General features: G+C 32.8%; 15 protein-coding genes. 8 read left to right on the forward strand and 7 right to left on the reverse strand.

Annotated features, from left to right (window positions below; translation table 11 throughout):
* Nucleotides 1-60: 60 nt before the first annotated feature.
* The 3 genes from D1816_RS01325 (at nt 61) to D1816_RS01335 (ending at nt 5,957) form a co-directional block, all read left to right on the forward strand.
* Nucleotides 61-1,686 (forward strand): ABC-F family ATP-binding cassette domain-containing protein, encoded by a 1,626-nt coding sequence (locus D1816_RS01325; protein WP_066311802.1) that lies wholly within the window; start codon nt 61-63, stop codon nt 1,684-1,686.
* Between the two features lie 304 nt (nt 1,687-1,990).
* Entirely contained in the window at nt 1,991-2,416 is a 426-nt protein-coding gene (locus D1816_RS01330) for a hypothetical protein (protein WP_118500887.1), read from the forward strand.
* Nucleotides 2,417-2,438: 22 nt separating this feature from the next.
* Nucleotides 2,439-5,957: a hypothetical protein gene (locus tag D1816_RS01335; RefSeq protein WP_147405106.1), complete on the forward strand. Its 3,519-nt coding sequence runs from the start codon at nt 2,439-2,441 to the stop codon at nt 5,955-5,957.
* Nucleotides 5,958-6,015: 58 nt separating this feature from the next.
* Here D1816_RS01335 and D1816_RS01340 read toward each other — a convergent pair whose 3' ends face one another.
* Nucleotides 6,016-6,615 (reverse strand): TetR/AcrR family transcriptional regulator, encoded by a 600-nt coding sequence (locus D1816_RS01340; RefSeq protein WP_066311796.1) that lies wholly within the window; start codon nt 6,613-6,615, stop codon nt 6,016-6,018.
* A gap of 282 nt (nt 6,616-6,897) precedes the next feature.
* On the opposite strand from D1816_RS01340, the gene D1816_RS01345 reads away from it, so the two are divergent.
* From D1816_RS01345 to D1816_RS01355, 4 genes are all read left to right on the forward strand, one after another.
* Nucleotides 6,898-8,451: a GMC oxidoreductase gene (locus D1816_RS01345; protein ID WP_118500889.1), complete on the forward strand. Its 1,554-nt coding sequence runs from the start codon at nt 6,898-6,900 to the stop codon at nt 8,449-8,451.
* Nucleotides 8,452-8,785: 334 nt separating this feature from the next.
* Nucleotides 8,786-8,956, forward strand: coding sequence for a hypothetical protein (locus D1816_RS25505; protein WP_157766038.1), 171 nt, complete (start codon nt 8,786-8,788; stop codon nt 8,954-8,956).
* 62 nt (nt 8,957-9,018) lie between these two features.
* Nucleotides 9,019-11,364 (forward strand): TonB-dependent receptor, encoded by a 2,346-nt coding sequence (locus D1816_RS01350; protein WP_118500890.1) that lies wholly within the window; start codon nt 9,019-9,021, stop codon nt 11,362-11,364.
* Between the two features lie 32 nt (nt 11,365-11,396).
* On the forward strand, nt 11,397-12,242 hold the full coding sequence (locus D1816_RS01355) for a DUF4249 domain-containing protein (RefSeq protein ID WP_066311793.1): 846 nt from the start codon (nt 11,397-11,399) through the stop codon (nt 12,240-12,242).
* 84 nt (nt 12,243-12,326) lie between these two features.
* Here D1816_RS01355 and D1816_RS01360 read toward each other — a convergent pair whose 3' ends face one another.
* From D1816_RS01360 to D1816_RS01370, 3 genes are read right to left on the reverse strand one after another with little or no spacing between them, the layout of a single operon-like run.
* Entirely contained in the window at nt 12,327-12,527 is a 201-nt protein-coding gene (locus D1816_RS01360) for a hypothetical protein (RefSeq protein ID WP_118500891.1), read from the reverse strand.
* 4 nt (nt 12,528-12,531) lie between these two features.
* On the reverse strand, nt 12,532-12,759 hold the full coding sequence (locus D1816_RS01365) for a putative signal transducing protein (RefSeq protein ID WP_066311788.1): 228 nt from the start codon (nt 12,757-12,759) through the stop codon (nt 12,532-12,534).
* Between the two features lie 11 nt (nt 12,760-12,770).
* On the reverse strand, nt 12,771-13,508 hold the full coding sequence (locus tag D1816_RS01370) for a hypothetical protein (protein WP_233565310.1): 738 nt from the start codon (nt 13,506-13,508) through the stop codon (nt 12,771-12,773).
* Nucleotides 13,509-13,695: 187 nt separating this feature from the next.
* Here D1816_RS01370 and D1816_RS01375 point away from each other — a divergent pair, with 187 nt between their 5' ends.
* Nucleotides 13,696-14,556, forward strand: a complete 861-nt coding sequence (locus tag D1816_RS01375; protein ID WP_158597787.1) for a family 16 glycosylhydrolase — start codon at nt 13,696-13,698, stop codon at nt 14,554-14,556.
* 647 nt (nt 14,557-15,203) lie between these two features.
* On the opposite strand, the gene D1816_RS01380 is transcribed toward D1816_RS01375, so the two are convergent.
* The 3 genes from D1816_RS01380 to D1816_RS01390 form a co-directional block, all read right to left on the reverse strand.
* Nucleotides 15,204-15,587 carry a copper resistance protein NlpE N-terminal domain-containing protein gene (locus tag D1816_RS01380; RefSeq protein ID WP_118500893.1) on the reverse strand — a complete coding sequence of 128 codons (384 nt, stop codon included), beginning with the start codon at nt 15,585-15,587 and terminating at the stop codon, nt 15,204-15,206.
* A gap of 354 nt (nt 15,588-15,941) precedes the next feature.
* Nucleotides 15,942-16,481: a hypothetical protein gene (locus tag D1816_RS01385; protein WP_118500894.1), complete on the reverse strand. Its 540-nt coding sequence runs from the start codon at nt 16,479-16,481 to the stop codon at nt 15,942-15,944.
* 17 nt (nt 16,482-16,498) lie between these two features.
* The gene (locus D1816_RS01390) at nt 16,499-20,272 is read right to left on the reverse strand and encodes a DUF6443 domain-containing protein (protein ID WP_118500895.1); all 3,774 of its coding nucleotides are present in this window, start codon (nt 20,270-20,272) and stop codon (nt 16,499-16,501) included.
* Between the last annotated feature and the right edge of the window lie 6 nt (nt 20,273-20,278).

Genomic DNA, 20,278 nt, shown 5'->3' on the forward strand with positions numbered 1-20,278 from the left:
CTAGTTGTGGATCGATTTTTCTACTTTTGCCGCAAATTCAAATTTTACAATTTTCTTATCATGCTATCAGTTTCAAATCTTTCGGTTCAATTTGGTAAACGAATACTTTTCGATGAAGTAAATACATCTTTTACACAAGGCAATTGCTATGGTATTATCGGGGCCAATGGTGCAGGTAAATCTACTTTCCTAAAAATATTATCCGGAGCCCTAGAACCTACTTCAGGTCATGTGCACTTAGAACCAGGAAAAAGAATGTCTGTTTTAGAACAAAATCATTATGCTTATGATGAGTACACTGTTTTAGAAGCTGTTATAATGGGAAATAAGCCTTTATATAAGATCAAAACAGAAATTGATGCGTTATATGCTGATTATACAGATGAGAATGCAGAGAAAATAGGAGAGCTTCAGGTTCAATTTGAAGAAATGAATGGTTGGAATGCTGACAGTGATGCTGCTACAATGTTATCTAACCTAGGTATCAAAGAAGATTTACATTATACACAAATGTCTGACTTGGATACTAAACAACGTGTACGAGTGTTAATTGCACAATGTTTGTTTGGGAAACCAGACGTTTTGATAATGGATGAGCCTACAAATGATCTTGATTATGAAACTATTTCTTGGCTAGAACATTTTTTGGCAAATTATGATAATACGGTAATAGTAGTATCTCATGATCGTCACTTCTTAGATGCTGTTTGTACTCATATTTCTGATATTGATTTTAGTAAGATTAACCAATATAGTGGTAACTATACGTTTTGGTATGAATCTTCTCAATTAGCAGCCAGACAAAGAGCACAACAAAACAAGAAAGCAGAAGAAAAGAAAAAAGAATTACAAGAGTTTATCGCAAGATTTAGTGCAAACGTAGCAAAATCCAAACAAGCTACATCTCGTAAGAAGATGATTGAAAAACTAAATATTGAAGATATCAAACCGTCAAGCAGACGTTATCCTGCTATAATATTTGAAAGAGATAGAGAAGCTGGAGATCAAATTCTAAATGTTGAAAATTTAGCGGCCAGTGTAGAAGGAGAAGTTCTTTTTAAAGGGATTGATATAAATCTTAATAAAGGAGATAAAGTAGTCGTATTTTCAAAGGACTCCAGAGCTACTACAGCGTTTTATCAAATAGTAAATGATAATCAAAAAGCAGATGAAGGTAAGTTTTCGTGGGGTATAACTACAACACAATCTTATTTACCTTCTGACAACAGTAGCTTTTTTAAGAATGATTTAACTCTCGTTGATTGGTTACGTCAATGGGCAACTACAGAAGAAGAAAGAGAAGAAGTTTTTATTAGAGGTTTTCTTGGTAAAATGATTTTTAGTGGAGAAGAGGCTTTGAAAAAATCGAATGTACTATCAGGAGGAGAAAAAGTACGTTGTATGTTGTCTAAGATGATGATGACTAGAGCAAATGTGGTAATGCTGGATGAACCTACAAATCATTTAGATTTAGAGTCGATTACAGCTTTTAATAATTCTCTTAAAAAGTTTAAAGGAACGGTGTTGTTTACAACTCATGATCATGAGTTTGCTCAGACTGTAGGAAATCGTGTTATTGAATTAACTCCGAACGGAGTAATAGATCGATACACAACTTTTGACGAGTATATGAGCGACCCTAAAGTTAAAGAACTACGCGAAAAAATGTATGCTGTTAATGCATAATAGCATTTAATTAGAGATTGTATTTCTTCTTAAAAATTAAAAAATAACGTTTACCTCAAGGTAGACGTTATTTTTTTTAGGTATATAAAAATTGATAAAAACAGAACAATTGTTTTTGTTTTGTTAAATAGGTTTAGAAAGTATTGAGTTCTCTAAAAATAAAGCTAATTTAGAGCTAGTTATACAATGATATTATAGTAATAAAAAGTATAACCTAGTTACTTAAAACCCTCTCCAAAATAAAATAATAACAGTCAACAATCATTTAGATTAAACTTTAAATTAACCTAGTAAAGTACTAATCATGTTGTCAAAAATAATTACGGTTAGTTTTTTCCTGAGTCTGACCATTTTTTCATTTGCTCAATGCAAATCGGGTAAAAACACCGCACTTCAAAATAAAATAGTCACACAGCCTAATAATCCAATGGCAAACCAAAGTACTACATCAAAGTTTAATAGTGATAAGTCAATGGAGCTCTATCTTAAAAAGAATATAAGAAGAGCGGATCCAGCAATACATTTCGAATATACGGTGTATGATGTGAAGACTAGAAAGGTTATAAAGAAAGGCACTTTTAGAGGCGCTAGAATCGAGTGGAATGATACGATGTCTTTAAAACTAATAGCCTACATAGGAATGGAGCAAAAACCAACTTCAGAAAACCCTGAAGAAGCCCTTCTTAACCAATCTCCAGCAAGAATAACAATTGTCAAATTACACAAATAACAACTATTAAATTTACTAACTTATGACACACAAATTTTATTGTAAGAAGCTACTTCTTTTGGCTATGATGCTGGTGATTTATTCTGCCTGCACTACAAAAAAAGAACAAAAAATCACAACTTCAGAAGTTGTTGATAATACCAAAAAAGAAAAGGTAGAAAAAGAGTATACCAAAAAGAAGGGAATAGAGGTCATGGCTGGATACATAGCCGATCTTTTAAAACCTATAGGAGCAGAGAAATCTACGTATAAAGATGGATTTTTGATGACAGAGCATCAAAAAGCAATGAAAAATAGATTTACATCTAAAAGTTCTAGTATTATTAAGTGGAAAGAGAGAGGTCCTGTAAATGTACCAGGTAGAATACGTGGTATTGTAGTGGCTCCTGATGATAATGATAAATGGTATGCAGGAACTGTAGGTGGCGGTCTTTGGGTAACCGAAGATGCTGGAATTACCTGGGAAAATCTAACAGATTTTAAAGTGCCTAGTTTATCTACATCAACCGTAGCAGTAAGTCCAAGTGATCCCAGAACACTATATGTTGGTACTGGAGAACCTTTTGGTAACCTAGATGCTATAGGTGGATTAGGAGTGCTTAAAACTACAAATGGTGGACGTAGCTGGGAGTATTTGAATAATACAAAAGATTTCGGCGGAGTAGGTAGACTTGCATTAAATCCTGCAGATGAAAATAACCTAATTGTAGCCAGCACTAACGGAATTTATGTTACTACAGATGGAGGTGACACTTGGCAAAATACCTACACAGGTGGTAACGTTCAAGATTTAAATTTTGACCCTACAAACTTTAATACTTTATATGGTGGTGTAAATAGTGTAGGGGTTATAAAAAGTGTAGATGGTGGTTTAACATGGGATTTAGTACTTAATAAGGATGATTATAATCCGGCGCATGCTCGTTTTGAGTTAGATGTGTCTCCCGCAAATCCAAATAAAGTATTCATTTCAGTATACACACCAAATAGAAACGCCTCAGGAGATTTTCCTGCTACGGCTGCAACTACAGCTGTAAATACAGATTTGTATGTTACAAATGACGCAGGTGAAACATTTACACTTCTTGGATTTAAAGGAGAACCAGCAGCAGGAAACTTGGTTACAGGTCAAGGATGGTATGATAATCTTGTTATGGCGCATCCTTTTAATGAAAATGTATTCTATGTAGGTGGAGTAGTAGTATATAGAGTGGAGCTAAGTAAAGGAGGCAAAAAAACAAAAGGAAGACCTCAAGATTATACATTTACACCAATTGCTGCAGGATATAATAACGAACTAAATAATTATGTTCATGTAGATCAACATGGTTTAACATGGACAGCACAACCTGCAGAAAAAAGATTTAAGCTTATTTTGGCTAACGATGGAGGGGTCTACCATACCGATTACCTTACTGATCCTGGAACAACTTTTAATGATTGGTCTCAAGCTGCGGTAGGACTTAATTGTTCTCAGTTTTATGGTGCTGATAAGCAAAATGGATCAGAAGACTATATGGCAGGAGCACAAGATAACGGAACATGGATATCGGCGACCGATCAAGGAGCAGATGATGAAACTGCTTATCGATTTATAATAGGAGGTGATGGTTTTGAGGTATTATGGAACTATAATGATCCGCAAAAATATATTGGTGGTTCCCAATATAATAATTTTGTTCGTTTCGAAAATGGACGAGGATTTAGTGCCAGACATGGAGAATCAGGAAACGGAACTTCTCCATTTTATTCAAAAATAGTAAATGCAAATAATAATCCTGATGTTATTTTTAGTCCGGCGATTAGTGGTGTATGGCGATCAGTTAATTTTGGAGAGTCATGGGAGTTAACTCCGTTACCAAATAACTTTTCTGTTGGAGCTTCAAGTGCTTTGGATGTATCTGTATCTACTGCAAATCCAGATGTAGTATGGGCAGGAAATGCAATGACAGAAACTGGTAGCTTTACACTACATGTTTCAGGAGATAACGGAGAAACATATACACCTGTAACTACATTCTCAGATCCAAGAGATGGTGTTGGGCATAATTACTTTATTGCAGGATTAGAAACGTCCCCTACAAATGAAAATAGAGCATACGCGCTGTTTTCTGGTCAAGGAGCTGCAAAAGTTTTAAAAACAAATGATTTAGGACAAACCTGGGAAGATATATCAGGCTTTAGTTTAGGCGAGGATAGAGGTTTTCCTGATGTGGCTATTCATAGTTTAGTTGAAATGCCATTTGATGAAAATAGAATTTGGGTAGGAACCGATATCGGAGTTTTTCAAACTTTAGATGGAGGTAAAAATTGGTCTTTATTAGCCGGATTACCTGCATTTTCTGTTTGGCAAATGAAAATAGTAAATAATGAAGTTGTAATGGCTACCCACGGAAGAGGTGTATGGACAGCTACACTAGACGAACTAGAAGGTTATGAACCACCTACATACTTTGGTCCTCCTGCAATTGTAAATGTATCTCAAAGCTCTGTAGGGAACAAAAATGGTACAGTTACGTATGTTCAAAACAATGCAGATGTGCAAGCCATAGTTGTGTACTTAGATGGAGTAGAAGTAGCTCAAATAACAGATAATATCGTGCAAGGAGAAACATTTTCTTATACCATTGAAAATATTTCAGAAGGACCACATACTGTAGGGTTACAAGCTGTAGATAGTCAACAAAATGCGACAGTAATTTCTTCAAAAGCATTTGATATTATCGAGTTTAAAGCAGCAGAAGAAGTAGTGTCTATCGAAACATTTAAAGATGAAGACGTATACTCTTTTGGCGGAGAATTTGTTGTTAATACTGTTGATGAAACAGTAAGCCAGCCTGTACTTAATAATACAGGTCACCCTTATTTGAACAATTCAGAGTATAGAGCAGTATTAAAACACCCGATTATAGTTTCTACAGATAATGCTAATTTTAGATATGAAGATGTTGCAATTACCGAATTTGATCCAAGACCAGGTAGATTTTTTGATTTTGTAGCAATTGAAGCATCCAGCGACTTGTTAGATTGGAAACGATTAGATACTTATGATGGAGAACGTTTTACAGAATGGATAGATGTTGTCAATTCTGGACCTACACCTTCAATCAATGATGAATTATTTAAAGAACAAACAATCAATTTATTAGATTTCTTTAATGAAGGAGAAGTGATAGCCATACGTTTTAGATTAGTCTCTGATCCATTAGTTAGCTCTTTTGGTTGGGCAATTAAATCGATTAATGCTGGAGAACAAGGCAGTGCCGAAGAAGAGATCGTAACATTAGATAGACTAGATGGACCTCGTTTATTTCCAACAGTCTCTACAGGAAATGTTTTTATCTCTTCAAAAACACCAATTAAAAATAGTGTTATTGAAATATATGGTTTAAATGGTGTACTCGCACATACACAAAACTTAGGAACGTTAAGTCCATCAAAAAAAGCACTTGCATTAAATGATCTCAGGTCTGGGATTTATTTGGTTAAGGTTTTTGGGGATAATGTACTTACGCAACCTTCCAGAATTATTATTAGATAATTAGTTATTCGTGTAATTTACAATGACAAACCTATAAACATCAAGTTTATAGGTTTGTTTATTTCATAAGCCCTTCGAACTTTAAAAACATATAATCTCTAACGGTTGTTTCTAATGTTTTTTGTGTTTGTACGAAAAAAGTATCGTCTGTTATTAATTGCATAATAAAGTACTCATCTAGTTTGGCAAGTAATTCTACCGATATCGATTTAAATACACCGCTTTGAATACCATAAGTGTAAAGTTGCTTTAAATCTTCCAGAAGACCAGATAAAAAATCTTCAATGATTTTCCATGCAGTAGGGTAGTGTTGTTTTAATTCTTTGAGATAAAATGATGAGATATCCTTAGCTCCTTCAGCAAGGATTTTAGCAAGGGTTTCATAATGATAGTCTAGCTTTAAGATTTCTCCAGTAATTTCTGTTTTATATACGTTTAAATTATCAACTCTTACTTGTGTGATATATTCAAAAATTTCTTCTTTAGTAGTAAAGTATTGATAAATCGTAGATTTACTTTTGTTCATTAACAAGGCAAGATCGTCCATAGTTAAACTTCCGAGCTCTTGGTTTTTTAATTTTGGCAATAGTGCCAATGTCCATTGTTCTACTTTTTTATTTTTTTCCTTTCGGTTTCTATCAATAGATTTTCTCCCCATTTTTGGTAAATTAACAAAATCAAACTATATTTGAATTCATAGTTCGATTTTAAATAGTTAAGCTAGATTTTATTTACATAAAAGATCGAGCAGTTTTGCTAAAATATAGAGGAAAGGTGGCTTTGCCAACTATAGCCTTATTTTTTATACTCCTTTTGGAATATATGGGGTTGAATTACGAAAATAAAAATCGATAACGACTAGTTTTAATATCAAAGACTCTAGTATTAGAATTGTTTTATTTCGTTGTTTTTTCTCAAAAACCAATAGTAAAGTAGTGTTATGAATGTAGAGAAAGAATATGATTATATCATTATTGGTAGTGGTTTTGGAGGTTCTGTTAGTGCGCTTAGACTTTCAGAAAAAGGATATAAGGTTTTAGTCATAGAAAAAGGAAAATGGTATACGTCTAAAGATTTCCCTAAATCTAATTGGAATCTTAAAAAATGGTTATGGATACCTTTTCTTAATTGGTTTGGGATCATGAAAATGACTTTCTTTAAACATGTTGTTGTCGCCTCAGGAACAGGAGTCGGAGGAGGGTCATTGGTATATGCAAATACATTACCTGTACCTAAAAGTGAATTTTTTACCTCGGGTAGCTGGGCAAATCTTGAAGATTGGCAAACTTTACTACAACCGTATTATGATACAGCTTTGCGTATGCTGGGGGCTCAAAAGAATCCAAAACTTTTTGATGGTGACAATGCGCTTCATGAGTTAGCAAAAGAAATGAATATCAAAAATAACTTTGAAGAGACAGATGTAGCAGTTTTTTTTGGTACCCCTAATGTTACAGTTCCTGATCCTTATTTTAAAGGAAAAGGTCCCGATCGTACTGGTTGTAATTATTGCGGAGGATGTATGACTGGATGTAGGTTTGGTGCAAAAAATACATTAGACAAAAATTATTTGTACCTGGCACAACAATTGGGAGCAGAAATTCTTGCAGAGCATGAAGTATTCGACGTAATACCGACTAAGAAAGGATATGAAGTAAAATTTAAATCTTCTACAACGTTTTTTAAAGTAAAAAAAACGATTCAGACAAAAGGTGTTGTTTTTTCTGGGGGAGTGTTAGGCACCGTAAAATTATTGTTAAAGCTAAAGAAAAAGTCCTTACCGAAAATTTCGGATCGTTTAGGGCACGATATCCGAACTAATAACGAAAGTTTAATTAGTGTAACTAATCTGGACGGTACAAAGAACTTGTCACAAGGAATCGCAATTGGTTCTATCTTAAAAACAGATAAGAATAGTCATTTAGAAATTGTGCGTTATGCCAAAGGTTCTGGATTTTGGAGATTATCACATTTGCCATTAACTCATGGTAAAAACAGTGTAATTAGAGTTGTAAAAATGCTAACTAGTTTTGTGACACACCCTTTGGCATACATCAAATTATACACTGTGAAAGATTGGGGTAAAAGCACGGTAGTTTTGCTTTTTATGCAAACACTAGACAGTACGCTTACCTTTACTAGAAATAGTTTTGGGATGATGAATACCAAAATTGCAGATGGAAAAAAACCATCAGCATTTATCCCGCAATCATTAGATTTAGCAAAAAGATATGCTAAACTAATTAAAGGAAAAGAAACAGTATTTGCATTAGAACCATTAGCAGGAATACCTTCTACAGCCCATATTTTAGGGGGAGCAGTTATGGGGTCGGATACGTCTAATGGTGTTATCGATAAAAATAATAGAGTTTTCGGATATCAAGATATGTATATTTGTGACGGTTCGATGATATCTGCTAATCCTGGGGTAAATCCTTCACTTTCTATAACCGCTATTTCTGAGCATGCAATGAGTTTAATACCAGATAAATAAGCGTGTATCTTTTTACGGTAAAATTTTCTTTTCAAATAATTAATAGGATATCAATTGCAACTTTCTAAATCTACAAAAGTCTTTTTTGATGGTAAAATTATCGTCTTATTGAGTATGGATTTCTTATAACCTGATTTGCCTGTTTAATTTATTTGCAAAAAAAGGTAGGGTATTTTTCTATTTCTTTGTTTTAGGCGTATAGGTAGTTTAAAGTACCAAAGAAGATTGATATAAATAATTGGATATCATCTTTAAAATGTATTACTGCCTTTGTATGAATTTGATTAACAACAAAAAATAAAACGCTATTTATTTTTTAAAATTAACAACGCTTATGAATGTGCAAAGTCAATTTAAACCGGATTACGCTTTAATTAATTTTTTTTCAGGTCGAGCAACAAGAGATGAAGAAAAACTTGTTCAAAATTGGATTTCTCAGAATCCAGAAAACACCTCATACTATTATAAAATACAACGCCTATGGTTTCAAAGGATAGTACTTTAACAACCACTATATAGTAGCTCATACCATACACCTCTAGTAGATAACCAATAAATCTAAAAAAATTGAAAACAAAACAAGTAGTACTTGTCTTTTTGGGACTATTACTATGCTTTTTCTCAGGGCATAGTCAAGAAAAAACAGCAAAACAAGCCTCTAAAAAATATACCATTAGTGGCTATATTAAAGAGAGTGGTAGTCAAGAATCTCTTCCTACAGTGTCAATCTATATTCCTGAAAAAGGAGTAGGAACAACCACCAATGATTATGGTTTTTATTCGCTAACCATTCCAGAAGGTACACATGAATTAATTATTTCATTTATAGGGTATAATACCATTAAAAAAGTGATTGACCTTAGTGCAAATACCTCTCTTAATTTTGATATGAGTTTGGGAACAGAAAGCCTTGATGAAGTTATTATTAATTCGGATAGAGGGGTCAATGAGAGTCAGGTCACACAGATGAGTGTTGTATCTATTAAACCTTCAGAAATTGAAGATATTCCGGCTATTTTAGGAGAAAAAGATGTGATCAAAGCTTTACAATTATTACCAGGTATTCAACGTGGTAATGAGGGAAGCGCAGGATTCTTTGTTCGTGGTGGTACACCAGATCAAAACTTGATTATCTTAGATGAGGCTCCGGTATATAATTCAAACCATTTATTTGGTATTTTTTCTGTTTTTAACGGGGATGCAATAAAATCTATAGATACCTATAAAGGCGGATTTCCGGCACGGTTTGGTGGGAGATTGTCTTCGGTACTTAAAATAGATACTAAAAATGGTAATAAAGAACGATTAAGTGGTAAGGTAAATATCGGCCTAATTTCAAGTTCTTTATTACTAGAAGGACCGATTAATAAAGGTAAAACTTCATTTATTTTTAGCGGTAGACGTACCTACGCAGATGTACTTACTAGACCTTTTCAGCCTTCAGATTTTAGAGCTGGGTATTACTTCATGGATCTTAATTTTAAAATACATCATGTGTTTAACGAAAAAAATAAACTGTATTGGAGTAATTATTTTGGACAAGATAAATTTAGTGCAGTTGATAAATTTGAAGGTGATGATTTTAGAACCAAATTAGGTTGGGGGAATATAACATCTACATTACGCTGGAATCATCAATTTAGTGATAAGTTCTTTTCTAATACTTCCCTTATTTTTAGTAATTATAATTTTGGAATTAAAGTAGAAGAAAAATTTAATGATGAAGTTTTTGATTTAAAAACCAGCTCTGGTATTAATGATTATGGTATCAAAGCTGATTTTGATTATTATCCAAGTCCATCACACTCTATACGTTTTGGATTGGCGTCTACCTATCATAATTTTAAACCAAAACAATCAAAAATTAATCAGACAGGAGAAGATAATGTAGATATTACTCAAAATATAGAGTCTTTAGAAAGTGCTTTGTATGCAGAAGATGACTGGAAAATCACAAAAACATTAAGTCTATCACCAGGATTACGATTAACACATTTTCAATTTAAATCTACAGATTATCTTAACTTAGAGCCACGGGCTACTATCTCATGGAATGTGAAACCTGATTTAGCTGTTAAAGCTTCATACTCTAAGATGAATCAGTATATTCATTTATTATCTAATTCTGGGATAGGATTGCCAACAGATCTTTGGGTATCGTCCACAGACAGATTAAAACCTCAGGTGTCAGAGCAGTATGCTTTTGGAGTAGCCAAAGACTTTTTGGATAGTGGTTATGCAATTACTTTTGAAGGATATTATAAAAAAATGGATGATGTGATCTCTTATAAAGAAGGCGCTTCGTTTTTGCTGTTAGAAGATTTAGAAACCGGAAACGAGATCGATTGGGAAGAAAATATTACCACTGGTCAAGGTTGGGCTTATGGTGCAGAAATTTTATTGCGAAAAAAAACCGGTAAGCTTACAGGTTGGTTAGGATATACATTGTCGTGGTCAGAACGACAGTTTGATGAACTAAATAGAGGAAGAAAATTCTTTTCTAAATACGATAGAAGACACGATTTATCTTTAGTAGGGATATATAAGCCACACGATCGTATTACTTTATCAGGAACTTGGATATATTCTACCGGGAATAATTTTAATCTTTTAGATAAGACCTCGGTGTCTAGCGCAGATAATTTTCCTGTTAGTACAGCTAGTCTTTTTGGTGGTGGTAATGCTTTTAGTACAGAGAGAAATAATTTTAGAGGAGAGAGCTATCATCGATTAGATTTAGGAGTGCAATTTCATAAGAAATTTGCTAAAAACAGAGAGCGTACATGGGGTTTCTCTGTATATAATATCTACGGAAGAAAGAATCCTTTTTTCTACTATTTTGATAATTCACAATTAAAAAAGGTATCGATATTACAATTTATACCGGCCTTTAATTACACTTATAAATTTTAAATAACCTTAGCTTAATTAGAAAACGTTTAATCATGAAATATTTTCAATATATAACACTTGTACTAGTAAGCATATTTTTGCAAAGCTGTGAGACCAGTGTCGATGCTAGTGGATTGTTAAACCAAGAACAATTAGTAGTCATTAATGGATTTTTATCTCCACAAGACACAACATTAAAAATACGTGTATCCAAATCACGATCAAAAGCGAGTACAGATACCTCTAGTTTATTAATTACAGATGCTACAGTTACGATTACAGATGAAACTGATAATGAAGTTATGCTAACCTATAATGCAACAACCTCTAATTATGAAGCACCTGCAACCGATTTACCAATTATGCCAGGCAAAAAGTATTTCTTAAAAGTAATGGCAGAGGGTGAAGAGTATAAATCCTCATGTACTATTCCATTAGAACGAGTAACTAGGGTAGAACAAGAAATTAAACTAGAAACAAGAGATGACTTTTTTGGAAATCGAGAAATGAAATTGACTGTAGAAGATATTAAAGATGTAAGTAATTATTATATCGTAGGTGCTGTTGTTACAGGTAGATTTCCTGGAGGAGGGGATACAGATGTATCTGTAGATTTTGAATTTAATAAATTTGTAACAGACACTAATCGAGAAAATACGGTTGTAAATGCTGATGGATTCTTTTTCCTTTCTGAAGATACAGAAATTACCAAAATAGTTATTCGAGTAGCAAATAATGAAAAGTTACTATACGATTCGCTTAGAGCAGAGTTTTTTAATAAAGAAAATGAAGATAATCCTTTTATAGAGCCAGTCATTTCACCTACCAATATCGAAGGTAAAAATGGATTTGGTGTTTTTGGAGGATATCAATTTGTAGAATTCGAAATCACACCATAAAAAACACAATACATATTTGAATTGCCATAACATACCATTAAACCTTACAAAAATATGTATGGGTTTGATGGTTTTGTTTTAATATTACTTTTTAGAAGAATTCTGAAAATGACGAAAAATAAGATATCCGCCATAAAGTATAAATGCAATAATAAAAATAGGCTTATAACCCCATTCGAAACCATGTTGTGAGGTATTATAAAGGCGTAAACCTCCAAACAACACTAGCATTATACCAATGATAAAATCCCAGTTTTTGCGCTGTGATTTGTGGTTCTCATCCATAAAATTAAGATAAACTTTTTTCGATAATAGGTAATGCTTCTTGTGTATCTGTTTTTTTTACAAAAAGTTGCACGTGATCAGGAATACCGCCACCAAAACCTGCCATCATACCTGATTTCATATCATCTCTTGTGACAGAATTGATACCGCTATCTTGTAACATGTTTTGCAAAAATTGAATAGTAATTAAACTACCGGTATATACTCTTTCATATTCACTTTCGGGGAACATAGATATTATTTTTATGCATTAAAATATTTACTATTCCAGATGGCTGTATTAAAGTTTTTACCAAGTGCAAATCCGTAAAACAATACTACGGCTGCTACAGATTTAAACATAAAGAAAAAAATCATGATAAAAGTTGAAGTATCACTGGTTTTACTAAACATTCCATTAGGAACCATAAAAGTAAGTAAAAGACTTACTAAAAAAGTAAGAATAAGTAAGTTTTCGAAACTTTTAAAAAACCACATCATCATTTTGCGTAACGGATGTAAATCGTTGCCCCATTTATGAACCAGATAAAAATAATCGTTTCCCATAGGAGCAAAGAGTAGGGGGTCATCTGCATTTTCTAACTTGAATAATTTAGAAGGTGCGATAATTTTAAAACCTCGAAGTTCGGTTTCATGTTTTTTTTCTAAATCTTTAATCGCAAAAATGGCCTCATTAGGTAATTTTCCTTTAAAATATTTAGAATCCAAAAATCGCAAGCGATAATCGATACATATTTTTTTAATTTGATCAATATGATAAATTCTAGATGTTTCTAGCTGGTCAAAATCAAAAGTATTACTTGTTTCTTTGACTAGCGTATCTAGATTTTTAAGGATTTGATCTTCGTGTTGTTTTTCTGCATTAAAAATATTCTGGACTTGCTGTCTCCAGGTAGAAAGGTCAGCATTTTTGGCACGTAATAGATTTAACTTTTTTTCGATGTTTGTTCTGGGCAGTAGCATTATTGTAGTCTTTTTCATTAGCCTTACTAAAGTAAGGATTTAGCATTAGCTTTAAAAATATAACGATAGTTAATACGTTGTAGTATAGCGTTTTTAACGCTTGTTGAAGTTTGGGTATCGTAAAACATTGAGACTGTAATTTGAGTTAATATTTAAGTTTTATGTATATTTCCGTGTAAACTATATGAGAATAAAAATGACAAAAATGCACATTAAAATAGGGGCACTAAGCATATTAAGTATTTTACTTTTTAGCTGTAGTAGTAGTGATGATCCAGAAACCGAACAAGTAAACCCACCAGACCCAGATCCGGAACCTGTAAAAGAATGGAGTCTGGTTTGGGAAGATAATTTTGATACAGATTTAAGTGCCTGGAACGCTTGGGATAGTGGCGCTTTTAATGAAGAAGTACAATTATATACACCAAGTCAATTGGTACTAGAAAATGGAGTTTTATCGGTTAATGTAGAACGAAAAGAAGTTACAGGAGCGACCATTCCTGGCAGTATGGATCAAAAAATGTTTCCGTATACATCAGGTAGGATAGAAACAAAAACAACCTATGGCCCTTCTAGTGCAGCTGGTGAACAAGAATATCGTTTTATGGCTCGCATTCAATTACCAGCGGGAGCAGGAATGTGGCCTGCGTTTTGGTCTTTTGGAGATCCATGGCCTACCAAAGGAGAAATTGATATTCTAGAAGCAAGAGGTAATGAACCTAATCAGTTTCAGTCTAATGTTTTTTATGGTACTACTGCCGGAACTGCAACCAGTTTTAATAACGAAGAGATATATACCAATTTAGAAGATTTAACTGCAGATTTTCATACGTATGAGCTTATTTGGGCTAAAGACAAGCTAACTATCTTATTAGATGATGTAGTAAAAGCTACATACACAACCATCAGAAATCATAATATATCTGATTTGTTTGATAACAAGCATAAAATCACTTTAAACGTTGCCGTAGGCGGGATTTTCTTCCCTCCTGGTGATAGAGACATTACAGCATATGCTGATACAGCAGTGATGAAAGTAGATTGGGTAAAGGTGTATAAGCGATAAGTTTGTAGTACTCTATTATACTTAAAAATATAATTATATAGAACAAAAAACACGGAGGTATAATCTGTGTTTTTTGTGGTTTTACCCTGTACTCTAGTTTTTAGACTTTATTTACTCAATTTTAAGCCTAACAAGCTTAACTTTAGACTTATTTAAGTGAGTGATGGACCTTTTTGACCTTCTGTTGGGCTGTTGTGACGAAAATTTGAGCATCATTGACCTAAAATTGAGAAAAGAAGGTTGAAATTTCAACACATCTTCTTAAAAATTAGACGTTGACTCTTAGATTTTGAGTCTATCGAGTTAAAAATAGCACCTTTTAAGTTAAACGGAAGGCCTTTTTGGCCCATCAGATGGTCTTTTGAGTTAAACATTCCGTATTTGATACCAATAATGCGATAACTCGGATTTGCAATCCGTGTTTTCTATTCTAAAATATGTTTAAAACTATGATTTTTTAATACTACTTCTAAAATAATAATATAAAATCTGATAACGCGGATTTGTAATCCGAGTTTTTTATTTTTTAATGTTATTCTAAAATAATAATATAAAAGCCGTAACGATAAAAAATTACGACTTTTCTTTACTTACTCATACTGGCACGGAAAATATTTCCGCGCTATTGGATAATTTTCTATTATGATTTATTGAATTCTTATCCAATTTGATGATGAAACATCAATATCTCTTATAACTAATGCTATTTTATTTTTATTCTTAATAAAGAATTTGGTGTTTTTTTTAACATTATTATCTCTTAAATATATAGTGTCATTACTTTTCTTCCAAGTGCCTTTTTCACTGTCTAAATTGAGTAAAATATTTTTTTTTATCATTTTTTTTGACGCATATTCTTGATATTTGATATGATAATTTCCATCTTCCTTTAAAGTAAGAATACTAACATTATAAGGAGTATATGCTGGGCTTTCTATTTTTCCCTCAATTCTATATATAATATCTTTTCTGTTTTGCGAAAAAAGTTGAATACTATGACAGAAAAATATAAATAAAAATAGTTGCTTCATAATTTTAATTTCTTTTAACTCTTCCTATTAATTCATTACTAGATGTCGTCATTCCATTAATGGCTTTTCTTAATTCTTTTTTACTGTTATAATTGCTAGTGTCTCCAAAAAAATATTGGTCCGATAACGCGGATTTGCAATCCGTGGTATCTATTCTAGAATATATTTAAAATTATAATTTTTTAATACTATTTATAAATACTAATATAAAAGCCGCAACATTTTATCGTTACGGCTTTACTTTACTTACTCATACTGGCACGGAAAACATTTCCGCGCTATCGGGTTATAAATTAAAAGTATCATGATTTAATAAATTTTCTCCTTCATTAATACTAATCTCATTTATTCTTTTTAACTTATTAAATGACCTGATAAGTGTTCTCCATCAAAAAAAAGGTTCCAATCACTAATTCTCCTCCATTTTTTATAACTGTGAATTCCATAGAAACTGAACCTATAAATAGATTTCTCAATTTCCTTAATTTCGGTGTTTCTTTTTATTCCAAGCAATGAAGAAAATCGAAATAAAACACAGACTTCATAGAGTTTGTCTTCTAAAAGATTAAATTTATCCTTATTAAAAAGGGCAAAATATTCAACAAAATCTCCTTCTTTTTTTTTTATACAAAAAAGCGTTTCATTAAAAATAGACAATAATGCATCAATTTTATTTTTATAATAGTCTTCTCCCTTATATATTTTATATCCTAAGTTTTGAGTGGATAAAATCAATAATATTTTATCAGACTTATCATTATCAAAATTAACCACAAACTTCTCAAGATTTAAATAGGTTTCAATATTATCTATTTCAAAAAAATCTTTTTTTAACCTTTTCCAGTTATGTTTAGTTTTAATGGCTATTGCCCCATGATTGATTATCCTTATCATAATTTATCCTAAATCTATTAGTATTTTGAATTTTCTAATGCTCTCCAAAGAGGTGACTTCTTCCATCTTACATTAGGTAGGCCTTGCCATAAATCATTAAATCGGTAACCATTCCCTCTCAATAAACCAGGGGAAAGATGCCCTCTAGTAAATTTACCAGCTTCATAGTAATGATAATGATACTGAAACTTTCCTCCTATAGTATGAAAATCTTTAGCAAGAGTTATATTATTTCTAGTTGTTCTATAAGAAAAACCTATTCCTGTTGTTTGTCGATAACCAATCGTAAATTCCGAACTACCTATACCAATACCCTTCCATCCTGAAAATGAAATAAATCTAGCACTACTTAAACCTCTACTAATACCAGCACCAATTGCTATACCTGCTAAGTCAATACTTGCTCTACCAAATTCTGCTCCATGTACAGCACCCAATGCCGTTGGGTCACCTTGCATTATTGCTATTTGTTGCTTAACTCCAAAAGATAACAATCGCCCACTAGGTATATTATCTATCTGATTTTGTACTATTTCTCTGGTAGAAGGAACTCTTAATAAAGCTAAAGGGTTTGTAAACAGAGTTTTAATTCCTGAAAATGCATTGGCAAAACTTTCATTAAAACTATTAGAATACTTACTAAAAAAAACATTTATACTAGTACCTATGCTTTGGCTAGCTGAAACACCTGTAATTGATTGATATTGGCTTAATTTTGCATCAAAATACTGTTTAAATTTATTAGGTTTTTCTCCGTTAGGTTTCTCTTCTTCTCTTTTACCTCTTGGGCTATCGGTAATAGTACTTGTTCCAATATTTGAGGGTATCGCTTGCGATGCCATCCCGTCTGGATCTACAAAATATTTGGGATTATTATTGGCATAATTATAAGGAGTTTGGTTTATAAATTGATCAGCCAAAGGATCAACATTCATCCAACGACCAATGCTAGCATCATAATTTCTGGCATGAAAATCTAGCCAACCAATACCTAATTCGTCCTGCTCTTCTTTCCCACCAAAGCCATAAGGGTGTTTTTTACCTCTAATAATATCATTGTATCCTTTATGTTGTAGTCCAAAAGGATAGTAGTTATACTCCTCAATAATTTCAGCTTGTGCGATCAGCCCATCGTTATTGGTGTCGCTATACGATAATCGTATATTACCTAGATAATCTCTATATTGATAAATATATTTATAGCCGTCTGCTTCCTTTTCTACAATACCTTCAGAATGACCAAAGAATTCAAGATTACCAGATTTGTAGACATAGTTACCAGCATATTCTGTTTCTATTGAAGAACTTCCACTAGGCGCAATCTTTTTTAATTTTGTCCCAGTTGCATCGTAAAAATAAGAAATAATTCCTGTTCCTTGAGCATTCGATATAGAAACTGTTTCTGGTAAGTTTAAATGATTATAGGTTATGCTTGTAATGCCCTTGTTTTTATCTTCGGTCATATTACCGTTAATATCATAATCAAAATCATTACCAGAGGTATTACCATCTTTGAATCCTCTGTCGAAACCAGTATCACTTACAGATAGTAATTTATTACCACTATCATAGGTGTAGGTAAGATTATCCATTACATTGCTATATCCTCCTGCATCAAAGCGATATAAATCTTTTATATTTCCATTTTTATCATAACTAACGCCCATATCATATTCTGCAGAACCTGGATTAGTACCTGTAAAAGCTCCATACTTTAGTCTATTTAACGCATCATAAGTATACGCATAACCTCTGGTCACATTATCATTTGCGGTTTGCCATGAAGTTTTAGTAATATTACCGTTGTACAAAGCATTAGAACCATTATTATAATCTAAGGTAAAGCCAAAAAGGTCTCCATTAGCCGTAGTGCCTTGGTTAATACTCTTTAACCATCCACGCACGTTGTACGTATAGTCCACATCTTGCAATCCACCACCCACTTCTTTAGAGGCTAACTGCCCTATTTCATCATACGTGTTAGCAACTATGCTTTCTGGTGTTTGTGAGTTGATTTGTTGATTTTGAGTTAGTAGTCTAGCTACATGATCATATGTAAAACTATCTATGGTTACTATAGCAGGGTTACTATCTTTGGTATGGGTAGTTTTGGTTTGTAACACTTTACCCGAAAAATCTAATTTACTTTCTATGACATCAGTAGTATTTAAAAAGTCATTTTTACTAGCAATATAAATTGGTCTGGCTTTTTTGTCATACCCAGTAATGGTTGTAATCCAATTGTTAGTGGTCAATACCTTAACGCGACTCCCTGTGCTAAGACCCCTGGTTTGTGTTGTATTAGCATCATCATAATTTACAATATCTACACCATAACTTTTTGATGGTAAGGCAAGTGTTACTTTATCAAAATAGTAATTGTCATAATAATTTACCGTTAATACCTCAAGGTTGGTATTTGGGAAATCGTCATTACTATAATAGGTATTGTCATACCCAGAACCTGTAGATACTTTGGTTTCATAGTTTTGTAGCGCAGTTTTATCAGTAAAATGATCTGATTGTATAGCAGCTCTATTTTTATTGTTTTTATGAATCCCGGTATAGATTACTCTACCTAACGCATCATATTTGGTAAATAACCATTCTTTAGGGCTTTTGGCTGCTTGATTTGCTTCTTGAGTAAGTACAGGACGATCAAGATTATCATATACAATAGATTCGATGCCTTTACCGGGTATTTTCTTTTCGATCAAGCGGTTTCTGTAATCATATTTGTATTGATAACATAACTCAGATAATTCAGTAGCACTCACACCATCTGTAGCACTTAAGGTTACTTTTGGAGGGATCATATAAGTAAGATTACCAAAATCATCATATACATAATAGGTATCATGAGGAACATTGGTATTATATGTTCTTTTTAAGACTACACGCCCTTGTTTATCTGTATACTCTTTGGTAGTATGATCATTAGTATGTGTTTGTCCAGGTTGCCAGTTTTCGTCTTTAGTGATGGTTATTAATAATTCATCTGCATTGTAATATCCATTTTTGATTAATGTTGGTGTTTCTGGGTTATCATTTGTAAAATTGATGTCAAAATAAAATACTTCTGTAGCTGTATTTGTAGCCCAATCAAATTTAACGGTATGATCTGTATCACTATTTGGATTGGCTTTCCAGTCTGTACCAGGTGCCCCTTGCTCTAGCACTCTGTTTAAAGGAGAAGATTCAAAATTACTCTCTGAATAAGCGTTTACATTTGCTGGTGTAACTCCTGCAAAATCTGCAGCATATTTATTTTGGTAATAACTATTAATATCTGTATTGATATTGACAGGATTATAACTTCCTACAGCACCAGCTTGGCGCTCAAAAGGAAGATATTGTTTCGCTTGTCTCCCAAAAGTGTCATAAGTAATATGATTAACAATATCTTTTTGATCTGGAGATGCCTTTATGGCTATTTGTTGTTTTGGTCTACCTAAGCCATCAAAATACGAGATACTCTCGATCACATCACTATTATTGCTAATAGCATTAGGTGTCGTTTTAGCTTCTTGATATACTCTAGTAAATATATAGTTTTCATCTATATTCAAACTAATAGGGATGTATGCATCTGGTGTAACTACTGCAGAAAAGTTACTTCCTTCTTTGATCCAGGAATTAGGTTTTAAGGTGATACTTTGTGTAGCCGTAAGTGTTTCTGTACTTGTAATTGTATAATCTCCTTCTTTTACGATGTTAGCTGGAGTTTGTGCCTGCGCAATACTACCTACAAAAAGTAAGGCAACCGCGATATATTTTGCTATTTTTCTCATGGTCTT

Origin of the sequence: Aquimarina sp. AD10, assembly GCF_003443715.1 — a bacterium.
In the GTDB taxonomy this organism is placed as follows: Bacteria; Bacteroidota; Bacteroidia; order Flavobacteriales; family Flavobacteriaceae; genus Aquimarina; species Aquimarina aggregata.